The organism is Croceitalea sp. W27, from assembly GCF_055693185.1.
The window spans coordinates 3,569,404-3,586,333 of sequence record NZ_CM146327.1 but is presented as its reverse complement, the minus strand read 5'-3'; the positions used below and the strand labels follow the sequence as shown (position 1 = coordinate 3,586,333).

General features: G+C 34.4%; 22 protein-coding genes. 16 read left to right on the top strand and 6 right to left on the bottom strand.

Features of this window, described 5'->3' with window-relative positions; genetic code table 11:
- Positions 1-26 precede the first annotated feature (26 nt).
- The 3 genes from ACZ1GR_RS16335 to ACZ1GR_RS16325 are packed head-to-tail and all read left to right on the top strand — an operon-like array spanning position 27 to position 2,585.
- Complete coding sequence (locus ACZ1GR_RS16335; RefSeq protein ID WP_472609920.1) at positions 27-872, top strand: universal stress protein; 846 nt, start codon at positions 27-29, stop codon at positions 870-872.
- Between the two features lie 10 nt (positions 873-882).
- Positions 883-1,725, top strand: coding sequence for a universal stress protein (locus ACZ1GR_RS16330; RefSeq protein ID WP_472609919.1), 843 nt, complete (start codon positions 883-885; stop codon positions 1,723-1,725).
- A gap of 8 nt (positions 1,726-1,733) precedes the next feature.
- Complete coding sequence (locus tag ACZ1GR_RS16325) at positions 1,734-2,585, top strand: universal stress protein (protein ID WP_472609918.1); 852 nt, start codon at positions 1,734-1,736, stop codon at positions 2,583-2,585.
- Between the two features lie 23 nt (positions 2,586-2,608).
- On the opposite strand, the gene ACZ1GR_RS16320 is transcribed toward ACZ1GR_RS16325, so the two are convergent.
- A complete protein-coding gene (locus ACZ1GR_RS16320; RefSeq protein ID WP_472609917.1) occupies positions 2,609-2,869 on the bottom strand; it encodes a hypothetical protein in 261 nt (86 codons plus the stop codon).
- 103 nt (positions 2,870-2,972) lie between these two features.
- On the opposite strand from ACZ1GR_RS16320, the gene ACZ1GR_RS16315 reads away from it, so the two are divergent.
- Positions 2,973-3,947, top strand: coding sequence for an ROK family protein (locus tag ACZ1GR_RS16315; protein WP_472609916.1), 975 nt, complete (start codon positions 2,973-2,975; stop codon positions 3,945-3,947).
- On the opposite strand, the gene ACZ1GR_RS16310 is transcribed toward ACZ1GR_RS16315, so the two are convergent.
- Positions 3,944-4,393, bottom strand: a complete 450-nt coding sequence (locus tag ACZ1GR_RS16310; protein ID WP_472609915.1) for a hypothetical protein — start codon at positions 4,391-4,393, stop codon at positions 3,944-3,946. The genes ACZ1GR_RS16315 and ACZ1GR_RS16310 overlap by 4 nt on opposite strands.
- Positions 4,394-4,509: 116 nt before the next feature.
- Complete coding sequence (gene trxA / locus ACZ1GR_RS16305) at positions 4,510-4,809, bottom strand: thioredoxin (RefSeq protein ID WP_472609914.1); 300 nt, start codon at positions 4,807-4,809, stop codon at positions 4,510-4,512.
- Between the two features lie 119 nt (positions 4,810-4,928).
- On the opposite strand from trxA, the gene ACZ1GR_RS16300 reads away from it, so the two are divergent.
- The 12 genes from ACZ1GR_RS16300 (at position 4,929) to ACZ1GR_RS16245 (ending at position 14,395) form a co-directional block, all read left to right on the top strand.
- Positions 4,929-5,771, top strand: coding sequence for a universal stress protein (locus ACZ1GR_RS16300; RefSeq protein WP_472609913.1), 843 nt, complete (start codon positions 4,929-4,931; stop codon positions 5,769-5,771).
- A gap of 5 nt (positions 5,772-5,776) precedes the next feature.
- Positions 5,777-6,637, top strand: a complete 861-nt coding sequence (locus ACZ1GR_RS16295; protein ID WP_472609912.1) for a universal stress protein — start codon at positions 5,777-5,779, stop codon at positions 6,635-6,637.
- 64 nt (positions 6,638-6,701) lie between these two features.
- On the top strand, positions 6,702-7,550 hold the full coding sequence (locus tag ACZ1GR_RS16290) for a universal stress protein (protein WP_472609911.1): 849 nt from the start codon (positions 6,702-6,704) through the stop codon (positions 7,548-7,550).
- Between the two features lie 45 nt (positions 7,551-7,595).
- Positions 7,596-8,006: a hypothetical protein gene (locus ACZ1GR_RS16285; RefSeq protein WP_472609910.1), complete on the top strand. Its 411-nt coding sequence runs from the start codon at positions 7,596-7,598 to the stop codon at positions 8,004-8,006.
- Positions 8,007-8,915, top strand: a complete 909-nt coding sequence (locus ACZ1GR_RS16280; RefSeq protein WP_472609909.1) for a mechanosensitive ion channel family protein — start codon at positions 8,007-8,009, stop codon at positions 8,913-8,915.
- Complete coding sequence (locus tag ACZ1GR_RS16275; protein WP_472609908.1) at positions 8,912-9,751, top strand: restriction endonuclease; 840 nt, start codon at positions 8,912-8,914, stop codon at positions 9,749-9,751. The genes ACZ1GR_RS16280 and ACZ1GR_RS16275 overlap by 4 nt, the downstream gene beginning before the upstream one ends.
- Positions 9,752-9,753: 2 nt before the next feature.
- Complete coding sequence (locus ACZ1GR_RS16270; RefSeq protein WP_472609907.1) at positions 9,754-11,127, top strand: MBL fold metallo-hydrolase RNA specificity domain-containing protein; 1,374 nt, start codon at positions 9,754-9,756, stop codon at positions 11,125-11,127.
- Positions 11,128-11,235: 108 nt separating this feature from the next.
- Positions 11,236-11,667, top strand: a complete 432-nt coding sequence (locus ACZ1GR_RS16265) for a hypothetical protein (protein ID WP_472609906.1) — start codon at positions 11,236-11,238, stop codon at positions 11,665-11,667.
- Positions 11,668-11,766: 99 nt separating this feature from the next.
- Entirely contained in the window at positions 11,767-12,207 is a 441-nt protein-coding gene (locus tag ACZ1GR_RS16260; protein ID WP_472609905.1) for an Hsp20/alpha crystallin family protein, read from the top strand.
- 74 nt (positions 12,208-12,281) lie between these two features.
- A complete protein-coding gene (locus tag ACZ1GR_RS16255; RefSeq protein WP_472609904.1) occupies positions 12,282-12,743 on the top strand; it encodes a hypothetical protein in 462 nt (153 codons plus the stop codon).
- A 10-nt stretch (positions 12,744-12,753) separates the two neighbouring features.
- Positions 12,754-13,407: a hypothetical protein gene (locus tag ACZ1GR_RS16250; RefSeq protein WP_472609903.1), complete on the top strand. Its 654-nt coding sequence runs from the start codon at positions 12,754-12,756 to the stop codon at positions 13,405-13,407.
- Positions 13,388-14,395 carry a 2-hydroxyacid dehydrogenase gene (locus ACZ1GR_RS16245; RefSeq protein WP_472609902.1) on the top strand — a complete coding sequence of 336 codons (1,008 nt, stop codon included), beginning with the start codon at positions 13,388-13,390 and terminating at the stop codon, positions 14,393-14,395. Before ACZ1GR_RS16250 ends, ACZ1GR_RS16245 begins: the two co-directional genes overlap by 20 nt.
- Here ACZ1GR_RS16245 and ACZ1GR_RS16240 read toward each other — a convergent pair.
- From ACZ1GR_RS16240 to ACZ1GR_RS16230, 3 genes are all read right to left on the bottom strand, one after another.
- The gene (locus ACZ1GR_RS16240) at positions 14,390-14,668 is read right to left on the bottom strand and encodes a phospholipase D-like domain-containing protein (protein ID WP_472611832.1); all 279 of its coding nucleotides are present in this window, start codon (positions 14,666-14,668) and stop codon (positions 14,390-14,392) included. The two genes, ACZ1GR_RS16245 and ACZ1GR_RS16240, sit on opposite strands and share 6 nt — an antisense overlap.
- Before the next feature lie 25 nt (positions 14,669-14,693).
- Positions 14,694-15,746, bottom strand: coding sequence for a cardiolipin synthase (gene cls, locus ACZ1GR_RS16235; RefSeq protein WP_472609901.1), 1,053 nt, complete (start codon positions 15,744-15,746; stop codon positions 14,694-14,696).
- Positions 15,747-15,836: 90 nt separating this feature from the next.
- Positions 15,837-16,565, bottom strand: a complete 729-nt coding sequence (locus ACZ1GR_RS16230) for an energy transducer TonB (protein WP_472609900.1) — start codon at positions 16,563-16,565, stop codon at positions 15,837-15,839.
- Positions 16,566-16,930: the final 365 nt, after the last annotated feature.

Below are 16,930 nucleotides of genomic sequence, written 5' to 3'. Positions count from 1 at the left end.
ATCTATTTTTGGCAAAAATAGATTGTATGAGAACCGTTTTGATTCCCACCGACTTTTCAGAAAATGCCACGCATGCCATTAAGTATGCCATGGCTCTTTATAAATGTGAACGGAGTAGATTCTATTTTCTCCATGCTTATGGAGATGAAGTATATGGTCCATTTAGAGCCAACTCTAAACTGGATATAGAAGTGGAAAAAGAAAAGGTTAAGAAAGAAACCCATAAAAAGTTGAATGCACTACTAAAAGAGGTTGCAGAAATTCCCCCCAACCCAAAACACACTTATGAAACTGTAAGTGCTTTTGATTCATTAGTTGATGCAGTGAATGATTTTGTAAATGAATTAAATATTGATTTGGTCATTATGGGAACTAGGGGGAAGACCAATGATAAAAAAATAACATTTGGCAGTCATACGGTTCAGGTATTTAAATATGTTCAATGCCCTGTATTGGCAGTACCTAATGAAGCTGAGTTTGAACAACCCAAGAAAATTTTATTCCCAACCGATTATATGTTACCCTACAAAAGAAGAGAACTAAAGCTCTTAGACTGTCTTTGTATGGAATATAAATCTGAAGTGCATTGTCTTTATATTTCTGATTTTGAGAATCTGAGTCATAGACAATTGGACAACAAACGCTTTCTAACAGCATCTTTGCCAAATTCATATCTCTTTTTTGAAAGAACCCCGGTAAAAAATAAAGCTGAAGCTATTCAAGACTATATCAAATTGAAAAACATTGATTTCCTGGTCATGGTGAATTCCAGACATTCCTTTCTGGAAGATATGCTATATCGTTCCACAGTAGATGAAATAGGACTCACTACTAAAATCCCGTTTTTGGTCATGCAAAATTTACCTCGATAAAAACATAAAAATGAAAAATATACTATTGCCAACAGATTTTTCGGACAATGCTTTAAATGCAGTTTTTACGGCTATGAAATTGCAATATAATACCTCCTGTAATTTTATTTTGTTACACGTTTATGAGTCCAATACCAGAAACACTACAAGTCGCCAAAGTTCAACTAGGGCAGGAATGGTTTATGATGCCATACAGAGGGACGTCACAGAAAAAATGGAAGACACTTTAAAAACAATAAAAAAAGTATCCGATAATCAAAAACACCATTTTTCGGCAATGGTAGTACAAGGAGATATAGCTACTAAAGTAAGCGAACTTATTCCAAAACATGATTTGGATTTAATTGTTATGGGAACAAAGGGCGCAACGGGTGCAAAACAAATTTTTTTAGGAAGCAATACGGTAAGAGTATTAAAAAAGAATAAGAACTGCCCCATTTTAGCGATTCCTAAAAAATTCAATTTTCAATCTTTAAAAAAGATTGTCTTCCCTACCGAATATGCTAATTTCTTTTCCAAGGAACAGTTAATGCCTCTTGTTGCGATGGCTGAAACCTGGAAATCGCAAATACTGGTCTTTCATGTCGCCCAAGAATTTAAGCTTTCCGAACAACAATTGACAAATAAGGAAATTTTAAAAGCCAGGTTGGATACCGTTTATCATTCTTTCTATAAAGGAACTATCAATACCACAGTAGCCGAAGCAATTAATGAATTTGCTCAAGAGCAGATGGCAGACATGATTGCTCTGGTCCATTACAGCCATACATTCATGGAAAAATTAACACAAGAACCGGTAGTAAAAAAAATAGGGTTTCACACAAAGATTCCTCTATTAGTGCTACCAGAATAATAAAAACTATGTTAAAAATATTATTGCCCACGGATTTTTCGGATAACGCGTATCATGCATTACGTTATGCCGTTTACTTGTTTGAAAAAGAAGAATGTACATTTTACATTTTAAATGCTTTCCAAACTGGGGCTTCCAACCTAGAAAGCAAACGTAATAAAGCACGAAATACTAGACTATTTCAAATTAATAAAGAAGGTTCTGAAAAAAAACTAAAGGATGTTCTTACTACGGTTAAATTAGAGAACGATAATCCTAAACATGTCTTTAAGACGCTGTGCATAGCAGATTCTTTAGTGAATGCCATTGGGCAATCAGTACTAGACCTCAACATTTATTACATATTTATGGGAACAAAAGGTGCAAGCGGCTTAAAAAGTGTTTTCCTTGGGAGCAACACCGTAAAGATAATTAGCAAAATAGATTTTTGTCCTATTGTTGCCGTTCCCGCTGATTATAGTTTTGATATTCCGGATGAAATACTTTTTGCAACTGGTTTTGAACATGTATATGATAAATATGAGTTACATCCAATGCTGGTGTTGTCAAAACTATGGGACTCAAAAATCCGTGTTTTGCATTTAATAGATAAGGAGAAGAAGGTAATGCATCAAGAAACTGCCAAAAAAGTCATTGCAAAAAGACTAAACCAAGTGCCTTATGAAATAGTAGAGATAGATAAAAAAGATAAGGTATCTAAAGAAATTGTAAAGCTTGTTGAACAAAATGAGGATATTGGCATGGTAGCAATGATAGACTATTGGCACAGTTTTATGCAGAAGTTGACTAGAGAACAGGTTGTTAAAAATGTGGCATTTAGAATAAAAGTTCCCTTTTTAGTCATGCACCTTTTAGAATAAGACACTCCAACTAGCCAAGGCTTTTAATAGAAGCTACTATACTCTCTTTTATTTTTTTTGTTTTGAACTTTTAGATTTAGAATAGGAAATCCAATGCAGTTTAGCTCTCGTTTTACTTTTTCTAAAGTCCTTTTTGTTGCAACATAAAACGTAATTGTACCAGTTTCAATATCCAAGTCTAATATTACCATATCTAAAATTCGGTTTAGATTACGAATAATACACTCCTTTCCCTCAAGTGTAGAAAGGTTTTTTAAAGTGGCATACGTTCTCATAATTTCCATTTCCCCATAAATTAATCCCTATAAATTAAATGGGGGATGATATATATCAGTAAAGAGCTAAAAATACTTTTATTGCTTTGTAATAGCTTAAAGTCCCATCACCATGCGTAAAGATAAAATTGACGTTGTACTCGCTATAGATATTGGAGGCACTTTTACAAAAATTGGTTTGGTAGACAGAAATGGAACGATTCTTTCTAGCCATGTATTCAAAACTGAAGCAAAAAAACCCTTTACAGATTTTAAAATTCTTTTGGAGAAAGAAATAAGGAAGCTACTTTCTACCAAAGGTATAAGACATACTATTCTGGGTATTGGCATAGGTGCACCTAACGCCAATTACAAAACAGGAGCCATGGAAAATCCTCCAAACTTTAGATGGGGAAAAGAGGTGCCCTTAAAAGATACTGTTTTACAAATTATAGATAAGTCTATCTATATTACAAATGATGCTAATGCATCGGCATTGGGAGAATTGTATTTTGGTATGGCAAAAGGCATGAAAAATTTTGTGGTACTTACTCTGGGAACAGGTTTGGGAAGTGGAATTATAAACGAAAAGAAATTAGTCGTAGGAGAATATGGCATGGCTGGTGAATTAGGTCATGTAAATGTATATCCCAATGGAAGAGAGTGCAATTGCGGATTAAAAGGATGCTTGGAAACCTACGCATCTGTTACAGGAATTAAACGGACAGTTTTTAGATTGTTATCCGATAGTAAGGAAGATTCTATATTGCGAAACTATAGTTTTGATGATTTAACCGGTAAAGAAATATCGGAAGCTGCATTAAAGGGCGATAATATTGCTTTAGAGGCATTCCAACGAACAGCAAAAATCTTAGGAAGTAAAATGGCAGATACCGTTGCCCATCTAGAACCCGAAGCCTTTATCTTAACCGGAGGTCTAAGCAAAGCGGGAGAGTTATTTTCACAGCCTTTAATTCAAAGCATGGAAGCTTCCCTATTTAATGCCTACAAAGGGAAAATAAAAGTATTTATTTCGAAAACCGTAAGTAACGATGCTATTTTGGGTCCTGCAGCTCTTGCTTGGCAAGAATTGGCAATGGAAAATTAGTTATAAGAAAACAGGCCAGTACTTTTATATACCCTTAGTCTTGATGCTTTTTTCTCTAAAACATCTTCGGTAATACTAAGAATTTCAGCTCTTGTTCTAATATAGATGCTTGTAAATTGTCGCATCTTGCAACATAAATGGGAATGTTCTTCTGCCAAAATCTCCCTATTTTTTTGTAGTCCTGTGTTTATGGCATATAGAAGTTTTGAACGATGTAATTCAAGCATATCGACTAGTTTGGTATAAGAGAAACTCAAGTCTTGAAAACGCATAACACACTCTCTAAGTTCATCTATATTTTCAATTTTAAAGATTTTATTAAAATAACGGTCCAGCAAATGTTTTAAAAAAGTCATATCCTTTTTAAAAAAGATCATATCACTTTTAATATCATCGCTCTGCTCAAATAATTCTGATAAATCAATTTTTACATTTTCTTTTTTCATTTTTGCAAACTTAGTTTTTCTAAAAATAAATTCTATGTGAAGAATGTAAAATGATATTGGTCATACAGCACTTCTAAAACCTACTACGGTGCTATGGTTTAAAGTCGTAGTTGGTTTCAATTATATGATTTTACAATAGCTATAACCGCATCTTTTTGTAGCACCCCAGATTGCCTCCATAGTTGTTCTCCATTTTTAAAAAGTATCATAGTCGGGACTCCGCGAACATGGTATTTATTGGCTAAAGATTGGTTTTTATCCACATCTATTTTAACGATGCGCACCTTTTCCTTTAGCTCTTGCTTTACTTGTTCTAAAATGGGGGAAAGCATTTTACATGGTCCGCACCATTCCGCAAAAAAGTCCACGAGCACAGGTGTATCCGAAATTATTAGTTTATCAAAATTACCCTTCATCCCTACTCCTTTTTATAGGTGCAAAATACAAAACCTCATCGGTTGTAAACTGACCAATATCATGGTTTTTGATACTACTTAAGGGTAGTTTTGAATATCTAATTTTAAACCATAGAGTTATGCTACGCGTACTGCTTCCAACAGATTTCTCAGATAATTCTACTAATGCCATTAAGTACGCCTTACTTGCATTTAAAGATATGGAGTGTGAATTTTACCTACTGCATACCTACATGCCGCCGGTATATCATGTAGAATATGTTGTTGGATATCCCGAACAGATTGGTCTTGGAGATGTAATTAGGCAAAAAGCAGTAAAAGATTTAAATAACCTTCAAAATAAACTAGAGGAAGAGTTTAAAAACGATAAACATTCTTTTCATGCTTTTGCATGTTTGAGCACCTTAAACCATCAAATTCATGAAATGGTCGAAGATAAAAAGATTGATGTAATCGTTATGGGTACTACAGGCGCCACCGGTGCAAAAGAAATTTTGCTCGGCACACATACCGTCCATGTGATAAAAAATGCAAAATGTCCCGTAATTGCGGTGCCACCCAATTTCAAATACGAAGTACCTAAAGAAATTCTTTTTCCAACGGACTATGAAGTGGATTTTAAAACTAGGCCATTACATGTTTTGCTTAAAATTGCCAGGCAACATATATCGAGTATCGAAATACTCCATGTATCCTATGGTTATGAGCTTTCTGACAAACAGAAAAAGAACAAAGATAAATTAGCTCGTGTTTTTAAGGGTATTGCGCACCTATTCCATGACAAACCCAATCAAGAAATAATAAATGCCATAAATAATTTTCAACTAAAACATAAGATAAACTTATTGGTCATGGTGCAAAACAAGCACACTTTTGTAGAACGACTTTTTATTGAACCTGTTATCAAAAAAATAGGTTTTCATATTACCATTCCCTTTATGGTAATTCCACATTTTAAATAGTCCTTATGATACGTAACATACTTGTTCTGACCGATTTTTCGCATGACGCCTACAATGCGCTTTTTTATGCAACGCAATTGTACAAAGGTCAAAAATGTGCGTTTCATATTCTACACGCCTTTGACCGGAATTCGCATTTTAAAGACGAATTTAAAGGGAATAAAACAAGTAAAAAGCTAAAAGAATTTTTTAGTCAGAGAACTGCCGAAAGTCTTAGAGAAACGTATCATAAAATTACAGCAGATGCGGATACCAAACAGAAATCTTTACACTCTTTTAAAACGGTTCCTAAGAATAATTCTTTAGAAAAAGCAATGATGGCATATCTGACTGAAAAACCCATAGACCTTGTTGTAATGGGAAATAAGGGTAGAACTGGATTGAAGACCATTTTTCTAGGTAGTAATACTATTAAAATTATAAAAAGTAACATCAATTGTCCCATACTCTGTGTCCCAAGGCAGATAGACTTTAGACCTATCTCACAATTAGGTTATATTACCAGTTTCAAGCATTCAGTAGCAGAATCTACATTATCGTTTATAAAATCATTAGCATTATTCTATGAAGCCGCACTCCATGTAGTTCATATTAATAAAGATGATGTACTGCATACATCACAAGAAAAAAACAAGACTAGCATAAGTACATTTTTTAAGGATATATGTCTTCGTTTTCATACCGTCCCCGAAAAAAATTCAAAAGCAAAAACGATAAGCAAATTTGCAAAACAACATGAACTGGATTTATTGGCCATGTCTTACTATCCAAACCATTTTTTGGATAGATTATTTAAAGAACCTATTGCTTTAAATCTAAGTATTTACACAGAAACACCTTTACTTATTCTTCCCATACAGGCATGACAATTATCATTTCATAGCATTCTTTGCAGTTATACTTTTATCCAATAACCTAAGTAAAACTGTTATGAACAAAAGAATTTTATTGCCTACGGACTACTCAAAAAACGCATTAAATGCAATTAGGTACGCTTTTGATTTATACAAGGATGTACGCTGCGATTTTTATTTTTTAAACACCTTTCATGCATCAGGATATTCTTTGGATAGTTTAATGGTGGCAGAGGCCGGTGAACGTCATTATGAAGCAGCAAAGTTGGAGTCAACGGAGGGAATGAAACGTCTTATGGAAATCTTACGTTTACATCCAGACAATGACAAACATACATTCCATACCATCTGTACTTTTAATGCTCTTTTAGTGGCTATAGAAGAGGTTTTAAAAGCAAAGGATATAGATATTATTGTCATGGGCACTAAAGGGCTTACCGATTCTACTAATGCCATTTTAGGTACTAATACAGTAGGTGTGATGGAGAAGATCACTCAATGTCCTGTTATAGCTGTACCCGCAGATTTTAGCTTTTCTAGACCAAAAGAGATTGTCTTCCCAACTGATTATAAGACCGTTTTTAGAAGGAAAGAACTTTATTATATGTTCGAAATAGCTAAAATGCATAACTCTGGGATTCGTGTACTACATATAGAAAAGCGAGGTAAGTTAAATACCGGTCAAGAAAACAACAAAGCATTATTGGAAGATATGATGCAAGGTCTCGATTATAGTTTTCACACGCTTAAAAAAGTTAAAGTAAGTCAGGGAATTGAAGCCTTTACCGATAGTAGAGGAAGCGATATGATCGCCTTTTTAAATAGAAAACATTTCTTCTTTAGTAGTATTCTCTCCAATCCCTTGGTAAAGGAAATTGGGTATGACAGTAAAATCCCAATTCTGGTTTTAAAGGACAATTCTTAAACTAGAAAATGAATTAAAATTTGCAAAAAATAAAATACGCTAATTATGAAAAAAGTTGGAGTATGGCTAGACAAAGAAAAGGCCCATATTGTTACATTAATAGATGATATTGAATACTTGGATACGTTATTTTCAGAACTGGAGTTTTTTAACCCAAAAGGAGGCTCTGGAACTAAATTAAAAGGAGGGCCTCAAGATGTGGTTCAGGATAGTAAGTATTTGGAAAGAGAAAAGCATCAGTTTAAGAAATACTTCGATCAAATTGCCAACAAGGTTATGGATGCCGATATGTTAATTCTTTTGGGGCCAGCTGGCACTAATGAAAAACTGAAAAAAGAACTAAATCAATCGTATCCATTACTGGCTGCTAAAACAAAAGCTGTAATTAAAGTAGATAGCATGACCGAAAATCAAATCAAAGCACGAGTGAGGGATTTTTACAAAATCCAAAGCTAGATGCAAGAAATACTTGATTTTTTTAGCAAACCAGTTGTAATTAAGATTTCTGGAATTTTAATTTGGCTGGTAATTATCCTATTGACTATAGGCTCTTTAAGAAAGCTCTTAAAACGGCGGATTGAAAATAATACGATACGATATAAAGCCCAGAAAGGACTTGAAATTATTGGATATATTCTGATACTATTACTCTTTATAGTCTCATTTACCCTAGATGATGTGAAAGATTATACTATCATCATAGGGCTTTTTACAGCTGGGCTTACATTTACTTTGCAAGAATTGATATTAAGTGTAGCAGGATCATTTTATATCTTTTTTGTTCGGGTCTATAAACCGGGTGACCGAATTGAAATTAATAATATCAAGGGAGATGTTATTGACATTGATAGTATTTACACTACTATTATGGAGATAGGTGAATGGGTCAGTAGCGATAACTATTCGGGCAGGATAATCAAAATAAGCAACGCCTTTGTCTTCAAGGGTCCAATTAAAAATTATTCCATGCACTTTCCATTTGTTTGGGACGAACTCAACGTATTGATAACCTATGACTCCGACGTAGAACTTGCCAAGCAGGTAGTATTAAAAATTGCAAAAGAGCAACTATCGGACTATGCAAAGAACTCTTTTGCAAAATGGGAAGAAATGGTTGAGCACTATTATATTGAAAATGCAACAATTGAACCAACAATAGCGACCAGTTTGACGGATAATTGGGTGGCGTTGAATTTACGATATATAACAGATTACAAAAAAAGACGTGCCACTAAACACCAACTCTATGAAAGCATCCAACTAGCAGTGGCACAAACTAAGGATGCTGTAAAACTGGCATCGACCACCTTACAATTGCTAAAATTTCCGGAAGTGAACATCAATCTAAAAAAACAACCCTTATGAAAAAAGACTCCATGGATGTTCTCAAGTCTTCCGGTGAGAGCGTGAAGTTCTCTATTGAAAAACTACGCGGTTCATTGAAACACAGTGGCGCAGATGATATTCTGATCAAACAAATCGTGAATACGGTTTGCAATGAAATGTATCAAGGTATTTCAACAAAAGAAATATACAACCGTGCATTTACACTATTAAAGCAAAAGAAATCGGTTTTTGCTTCGAAGTACAAATTGAAAAAGGCTATCTATGAATTAGGTCCCACAGGCTTCCCATTTGAAAGATTTGTTGCTGCTATTTTGGAGTTTTCAGGTTATTCTACGCAATTAAATCAGAATACATCTGGAATATGTGTATCCCATGAAATAGACATTATTGCCGAGAAAAATAAAAAAATCAGTATTGTCGAATGTAAGTTTCATGGAGAAGAAGGACGTAATTGCAATGTAAAAATACCGCTGTATATAAACTCGAGGTATAACGATGTTAAAACCCATTGGGAGAATAAAAAGGAAGACAAAAGTATTGGAAATGGATGGGTTGTTACCAATACACGATTTACAAAAGATGCTATACAGTATGGAGAATGTGCAGGATTATATCTACTAAGTTGGGATTATCCAAAAAATGATAGCATAAAAGAACGAATAGACAGGTTAAGACTCTACCCCATAACTGTTTCTACGTTATTGACCAATAGAGAAAAACATTTTCTATTAAGCAGGGATATCGTTCTGTGCAGACAACTTATGGATGATAAATTTTTTCTTGACCATTTAAGGGTTTCCAAAGAACGAAAAGAAAAAATATATAGCGAAATAAGTCAACTATGTAATCCCTGATTATGAACAGGATTAAAGTTCACTTTTTAGGTGGTGCAGGTACCGTGACAGGATCTAAGACCTATTTAGATACTCCAGAGTTAAACATCATGGTCGATTGCGGTATGTTCCAGGGGTTAAAGGAACTTCTGGAGTTGAACTGGAAACCGCTTCCTATTGAAGTTTCTAAAATTGATTTTGTCTTGGTTACGCATGGCCATTTAGACCATACTGGATATCTCCCCAGGCTTATAAAAGAGGGATTCACCGGAAAAATAATAGGAACCTCCCCAACCTTGGCAATTACTGAAATTATATTACAGGATAGTGCTAAAATACATGAAGAAGAGGCAGAAAAAGCTAATGCAGAAGGGTTTTCCAAGCATCATCCAGCATTGCCATTTTATAATTTAAAAGATGTGGAAAGGACATTGAACTTTTTTGAATTTCAAGAACTTGAACAGTGGTCGCAACTCTCAAAAAACATCAAGTTTCGATTTGTATACAACGGACATATCATAGGCTCCTGTTTCATAGAACTTGAGATTTTTGGAAAGCTTTTTGTTTTTTCTGGAGATATTGGTAGACAGAATGACTATCTACTCGATTCCCCAAAGTTTCCCAAGTGGGCAGATTATGTATTTATGGAAAGTACTTACGGTCATAAATTACATCCAAAAGAGAATATTATTGATTTGTTAACCACTCTTATTAAAGAAACTGTTACGAATAGAGGTAATCTTATTATTCCTTCTTTTGCCGTAGAACGATTGCAATCCTTAATGTATGTGTTATGGAAACTATATCGTCAAAATAGTATTCCTAACATTCCAATTTTCATTGACAGCCCCATGGGAAATAACGTACTAAAGGTTTTTGAACAATTTCCAGAATGGCATAAACTGGGGATGAAAGAATATCATGCGATGTGCCAACATTTTAATATCATCAGTTCTTATGCGGATACCTGGCAAACCATTGATAATCCAAGACCAAAAATTGTAATAGCAGGTAGTGGTATGGTCACGGGCGGCAGAGTATTGACCTATTTAAAACAACTAATCAACAGCCCATCCACAACAGTTCTTTTGGTGGGTTATCAAGCCGAAGGTACACGAGGTAGATTATTATTGGAAGGTACCCGTGAAGTCAAAATATTTGGCAAATATGTTCCTGTTAAGGCCACAATAAAACATATGGAAAGTCTCTCGGCGCACGCAGACCAGACGGAACTTATCAATTGGTTAAGCGGTATAAAAAATGTTCCCGAACTCATTTTTCTAATGCATGGTGAACCTACCGCCTTAAATGGTTTACGTATTAAAATAAAGGATACTTTCGGCTGGAAAGTGAGTATTCCTTTCTTATCTGAGGAAGCCGAGATTTTAATACCATAGTCAACCTGATTTATATCATTTTATATTAAATGGGCCGCACTTATCTTGAAATGGTTTTGAGGTACATCAAAACTTAAAATCAAATTAATAAACCTAATCCTATTTGATATGAAAAGTGCCTACTCATCACAAACGCAGAATAAAAAAATAGAAGAACTGCATTACGAATTACAAGATTGGAAATCTAATTTACATTTCATTAAGGATGAAATCAAGTTCATCAATCAATTACTTAGTTCCTACGTATTTCAACCAAACACACCGAATCTATTTGAACGGTTACAGGATTATCAACACCGTTTAAAAAAAATAAAAAAAGGGAAAACAGAATTGCAGAAAGCTATTGCCCAACATGAAAATAATTTAGGCGGCATGATTGAGTGCACTGATGAATACTGCGACTTACAGTATTATAAAAAACATGATGCCCTTAAAACTAAAATAGTAGATTCAATGATCAGGTTTAAGGATCTTAAATCAGAAATATTCAACTACGCAGGCGGTATTTTAAAAAAAAGAAAGCCAATATCCAACAATTAAAAAAAGAGGTTAAACTGATTTTGGTCATTTTTAAAAACCAAGGAGCAACATACATTTATAAAAGAAAATGAAACAATATTAACCCTAAAATTTCACACTATGTCACTTATTAAATTCAACAAAAACAGATTTCCATTCAATAACAGCTTAGGGGATTTCTTTGATCGTGACTTCTTTTTGGATGATGACTTTTTCAACTTAGAAAAGTCAACGCCGGCAATAAATGTAAAGGAACATGATTCAGATTTTGAAATTGAATTGGCATCACCTGGTTTTAACAAAAAGGATTTTGAAATTACCATGAAAGATGATGTGCTTGAAGTCTCAGCCCAAAAAAGCGAGGAAGAAGAAGAAAAGGAGGAGGATTATATGCGGAAAGAGTTTAATTATCGCTCCTTTAGAAGGTCATTACAATTACCTAAAACGGTAGATGACACCAAAGATGTGAAGGCAACCTATAAAAATGGAATCCTTAAACTACAACTTCTTAAAAAAGAAAGTAGTAGCGAAAAAAACAAAAGAAAAATTGAAGTGGTTTAAACTTTTCCAATCGGCAAATTACTATATGAGGTCATTTGCCGATTTTTTTAATCTATTCAGACACACATAAGAAAATGACCTCTCACAATTACATAGAATGGTTTGACGCAACAGAAATGCATGAACATTCCAAGGAATGGTTTTCAGAGCTTTCCTTTATTAAAGATGAAAAACAATTTCTAACTAATTTAATTCACTTTTTTGCCTTGAAAACTTTGACAAAAGAGGAGTTTAAAAAAATTGCTTCACTTAAAGAGGCCATTGCTAAAAATCAAAAGCGATTGACCTTAATTTTAAAACAAGTTCAAAAGCATATGAATCAACTTGAAGTAATGGTTGATGATGTAAACCAACTTGAAATGGAACGAGCTTATAGAGAGACACATAAAAAACTGTTTTCGGAAGTCAATGAATGTCTCCTGGACTTTAGAAATACTAAACAAAAAGGATTTTCAAATTTAACCGCTATACTCAGAAAAAATAAAAAAATGGCTTTGGGTAATCCTGATTACAAGGTCAGAAAAATAAAAGACTAAAATCAATATCATGAAAAAATTAATGTCTGGCTGCTTAGTAATACTCTTATCATATAGCTGTTCTTCAGTTCATCTTGTTAGCAACTGGAAGGATCCGGATACGGTCTTGTTCCATGCTAATAAAGTACTTGTAGTTGGTATGACGGATAACGAAGAAGTTCGTGAAGATTTTGAAAGCAAACTAAAGGCCGTTTTTGAGGAACGAAATGTGGAAGCCATGCGGAGCATAGATCTTTTTGATGTTGAGTTTACTTCGTCGGAACAATCCGAAAAAGAGCTCTCCGATGTAGAACAGCAGTTGCTCGATAAAGACTTCGACGCTATACTTTTTACAAAAATCGTAGGTTCAGAGGATAAGAAAACACTAAGAACCGAACTTTCCAAAATAGAAGACTTTTTTAGTGCCGATTATTTGGAACATCAAGGCATCTATTATGAAGATGATTATTACGAAACCTTTAAAGTTTTCCATGCTGAAACCGCCTTGTATTGCATTTGTGTTGGGAAAGAACGCCAAACAATATGGAAAGCAGGAATTCATATCACTGACCCTAAAGACTTTAAAAAAACGGTAGATGAATATGTTAAACTGGTCATAGTAGCAATGGAAGAGCAGGATTTAATTTTTTATAAAACCAAAAAACATGAAGTTACTGGTATATAGTGCCAAAGAATTTGAAATTCCATTTTTAAATAAGGCCAATAATGAAGTTCATACTATATCTTATACTAAAGATGCCTTGGACTTTGAAACTGCTACACAAGCTCTAAACTTCAAGGCAATCTCAATTTTTTCGGGAGACGATGCAAGCTCGGTTGTCTTGGAAAAGCTTTGGGACATGGGAGTTAGGTATATACTTACACGCTCGACGGGTTTTAATAACATACGTATAAAACCAGCATATCAACTAGGATTTAAAGTGGCAAATGTTCCTAATTATTCTCCTCATGCCATCGCGGAACATGCAGTTGCGCTTCTTTTATCATTAGCAAGAAAGATTCCTTTGGCCAACAGACAAGTGCTTAATTACAATTTTTTGCTGGACAATTTGATGGGTTTTAATCTACATGGTAAAACAATTGGGATTATCGGAACAGGTAATATTGGTGCCGTAATGTGTAAAATTATGAGTGGTTTTGGCTGTAAAATCTTAGCAAATGATCTTGAACCAAATCATCATTTAGTGGAGCTTTGTGGTGTTGAATATACAAGCTTAGAAAACTTATGTAGAAAATCTGATATCATTACATTGCACATACCCCTATCGTATGATAATCATCAACTCATAAATGGAAAAAGGTTGGGATGGATGAAAAAGGGAGTCATAATTATTAATACATCAAGAGGAGCTATCGTTGAACACAAAGCATTGCTAAAAGCCTTGGAAACCAAAGAATTAGGCGCTTATGGTTCAGATGTATATGAGAAAGAAAAGGGGATTTTCTTTAAAGACAATTCCAGTACTGGCCTGAAAGATGAACAGCTCAAAAAATTATTGTCGTATCCCAATGTGATACTTACTCCGCATCAAGCGTTTGTTACAGAGGAAGCCTTAGAAAGGATTGCTGAAATTACCATACAAAACCTAAGCGATTTTGAAGAGGGCAAAACCTGTAAGAACGAGTTGGGCTATGAAACGCTCATATTATAGTATAGGACTAAATATCTTTCCAAAACCTTCTTTCAATTTTTCAGTATAAGGTCGTTGTAAATATTCCTCATAGGAGAGTATTCTACAAATATGTATATCCTTTAAAAAATCCTCTTTCAACGCCTTGGCAGTTGGTTTATTATAAATGATAGCATTTACTTCATAGTTTTGTTCAAAACTTCGGTCGTCCAAATTAGCAGTGCCTATTGTTGAAATTTCATCATCACTTACAATAATTTTACTATGTAAAAAACCATCTGGGAACAGATAGATTTTAATTCCGGATTTAAGCAGGGGTTCAAAATAAGAACGTACGCACCATTTTACTGTCGGTCTTTTCAGAAATCATCAATCGTACATCGACCCCACCAAGAGCTGAAGTTTGTAACGCTTGTTTAATTGCCTGTCCGGGAATAATGTACGGGTTGGTTATATAAAGGTACTCCTTTGCCTTATTAATGATTGTGAAATAAGCTTGCTCCAACGATGGAAAGTCATCATCTGGACCACCTGAAACTATTTGCACTAGCGTATTGGCAGCAGCGACATTAGCTATTTTAGACGATATATTAGGTTCAAGCTGTATTTTTTTTTGGCTTACCAAATACCAATCCTTAGCAAAAACATAATCTAGCTGGCGCGCGGCATCTCCTTCTAATCTTAGGTGCATATCATGCCAATTTCCTAGAACAGCATCTCCTTTTAAGTATTTATCCGAAATATTTATCCCTCCAGTAAATGCTACCTCACCATCAATTACAATTATTTTACGATGATTTCTATAATTTAAGGAGGAAAGAAACCTGCCAAATTTAAAGGGAAGAAAGGGATAGGCTTCAACACCTAAAGCGGTTAGCTTCCTTAGGTATAATTTGCTTAACGAAAAACTGCCTATGCTATCATAAATCATTCGAACCCTTACCCCTTCATTTATCTTTTGCTCAAAAAGCAATAATAATTGATCGGCAAGCTCCCCTTCTTCAAAAATATAGTATTGAAGATGTATTTGAAATTTAGCCTTACTTAAGGCCTCAAAAATAGACTCAAAAGTAGTTTTTCCATCTTTCAATAATCTTAAATTATTATTGGAAGTTGGTGGAAACAGCGAATTCTTAAAAATAAGACGAATTAACTTTTTATGTTCTTTATTTTGTACTGATTCTAAGGTATTAGGTAATGTACTACTACTTGAAAAAACTTCCTTCTTTAATCTTACTAACTTATTTTTTCTACGATTTCTTCCAAGTAACAAATACAAGAGCATTCCTCCTACTGGAATAGTGAAAATAGCTAAAAGCCAAGACAAGGATTTAGTAGGTTTTACACCGTACAATAAAATTCGGATTACCATAGATATCCCTATGACTATATATATGATAATGAAAACCGTTATCCACACAACATTATTTTTATGAAAGACGCTTTATGTTTATTGATAAAGTTAAATCATCAACTTAAAGTTAACAGGTATGCTATAGGGCACGTTCACTGCTATTCCGCGTTGTTTGCCAGGAGTCATTTGAGGTAAAGAAGCAATAATCCTTTTAGCTTCTTGTTCCAGCAATTTATCTGGCCCCCTAGTTTTAATACTAGTAACATGACCACTACTGTTTATAATAAACTGTACATATACCTTTCCCTGAATACCCATTTCTAAAGCAATGGGTGGATATTTGAAGTTTTCTTTAATATGTTCTTGAATCTTTTTTTGAAAACAAGCTCTTTTGTCAGCATTGGTACCATTCTCACACCCTGGGAAAATGGGCACATCTTCAATAACCGCAAAAGGAACGGTAATTTCTTCCTCTATTTCTTCCATCAAGACATCATCGACAGAAAGGACAGGAGCATCGATGGAAGCCTCTTGATCGGTTTCTGTACTTTGTATGATCGTTTCTTCAATTTCTTCAGTATCATCAACAACTTCGATAATTGTAGGGGCAGAAGGGGGCAGTGTTGGTGGAGGGGGTGCGACTTCTTTTGTTATGGGAACTTCTTCATCTAAATCTGGTTCCATCGTATGGGCAATTACAGCCTCATGAATAGCGGTATCATAGCTTTTTAACTCTAGGGCTCTCCAAGTGAGAAATAGAACCAATGTAAGTCCAATTACAAAGTAGAGTCCGCTATTCTTATTTAAGTCTGCTTTTGGATTTTTTTTTGGCTTCATAACCTCCTGATTTTACATCTGAAGGTAGATGAAAGAGGTAGTATAGACTATGACATTGGTCAGTTAAAATATCATTTTTGCAACCATGTTAAATAAATGTACAATTGAAAATTCATTCAAAAATTTGGTCGGATTTTTTTCCTTTTGGAGGTAGCGAGATAAGTCTCTAGAGGGTTCCCGCATTTTTGGATAACTGTGCAAATCCCATTACCAAATCAAAACATAGATTCTAAATAATTGAAAGCTCTGCCAAAACTTGATAATTACTCATTGGAAATGGTCTTACACTCAATACTGCTTTTGTATGACCAACAATTGTTATAGCTTTTACAATTAACAAGAATTAAGGCACAATAATTGCGGAT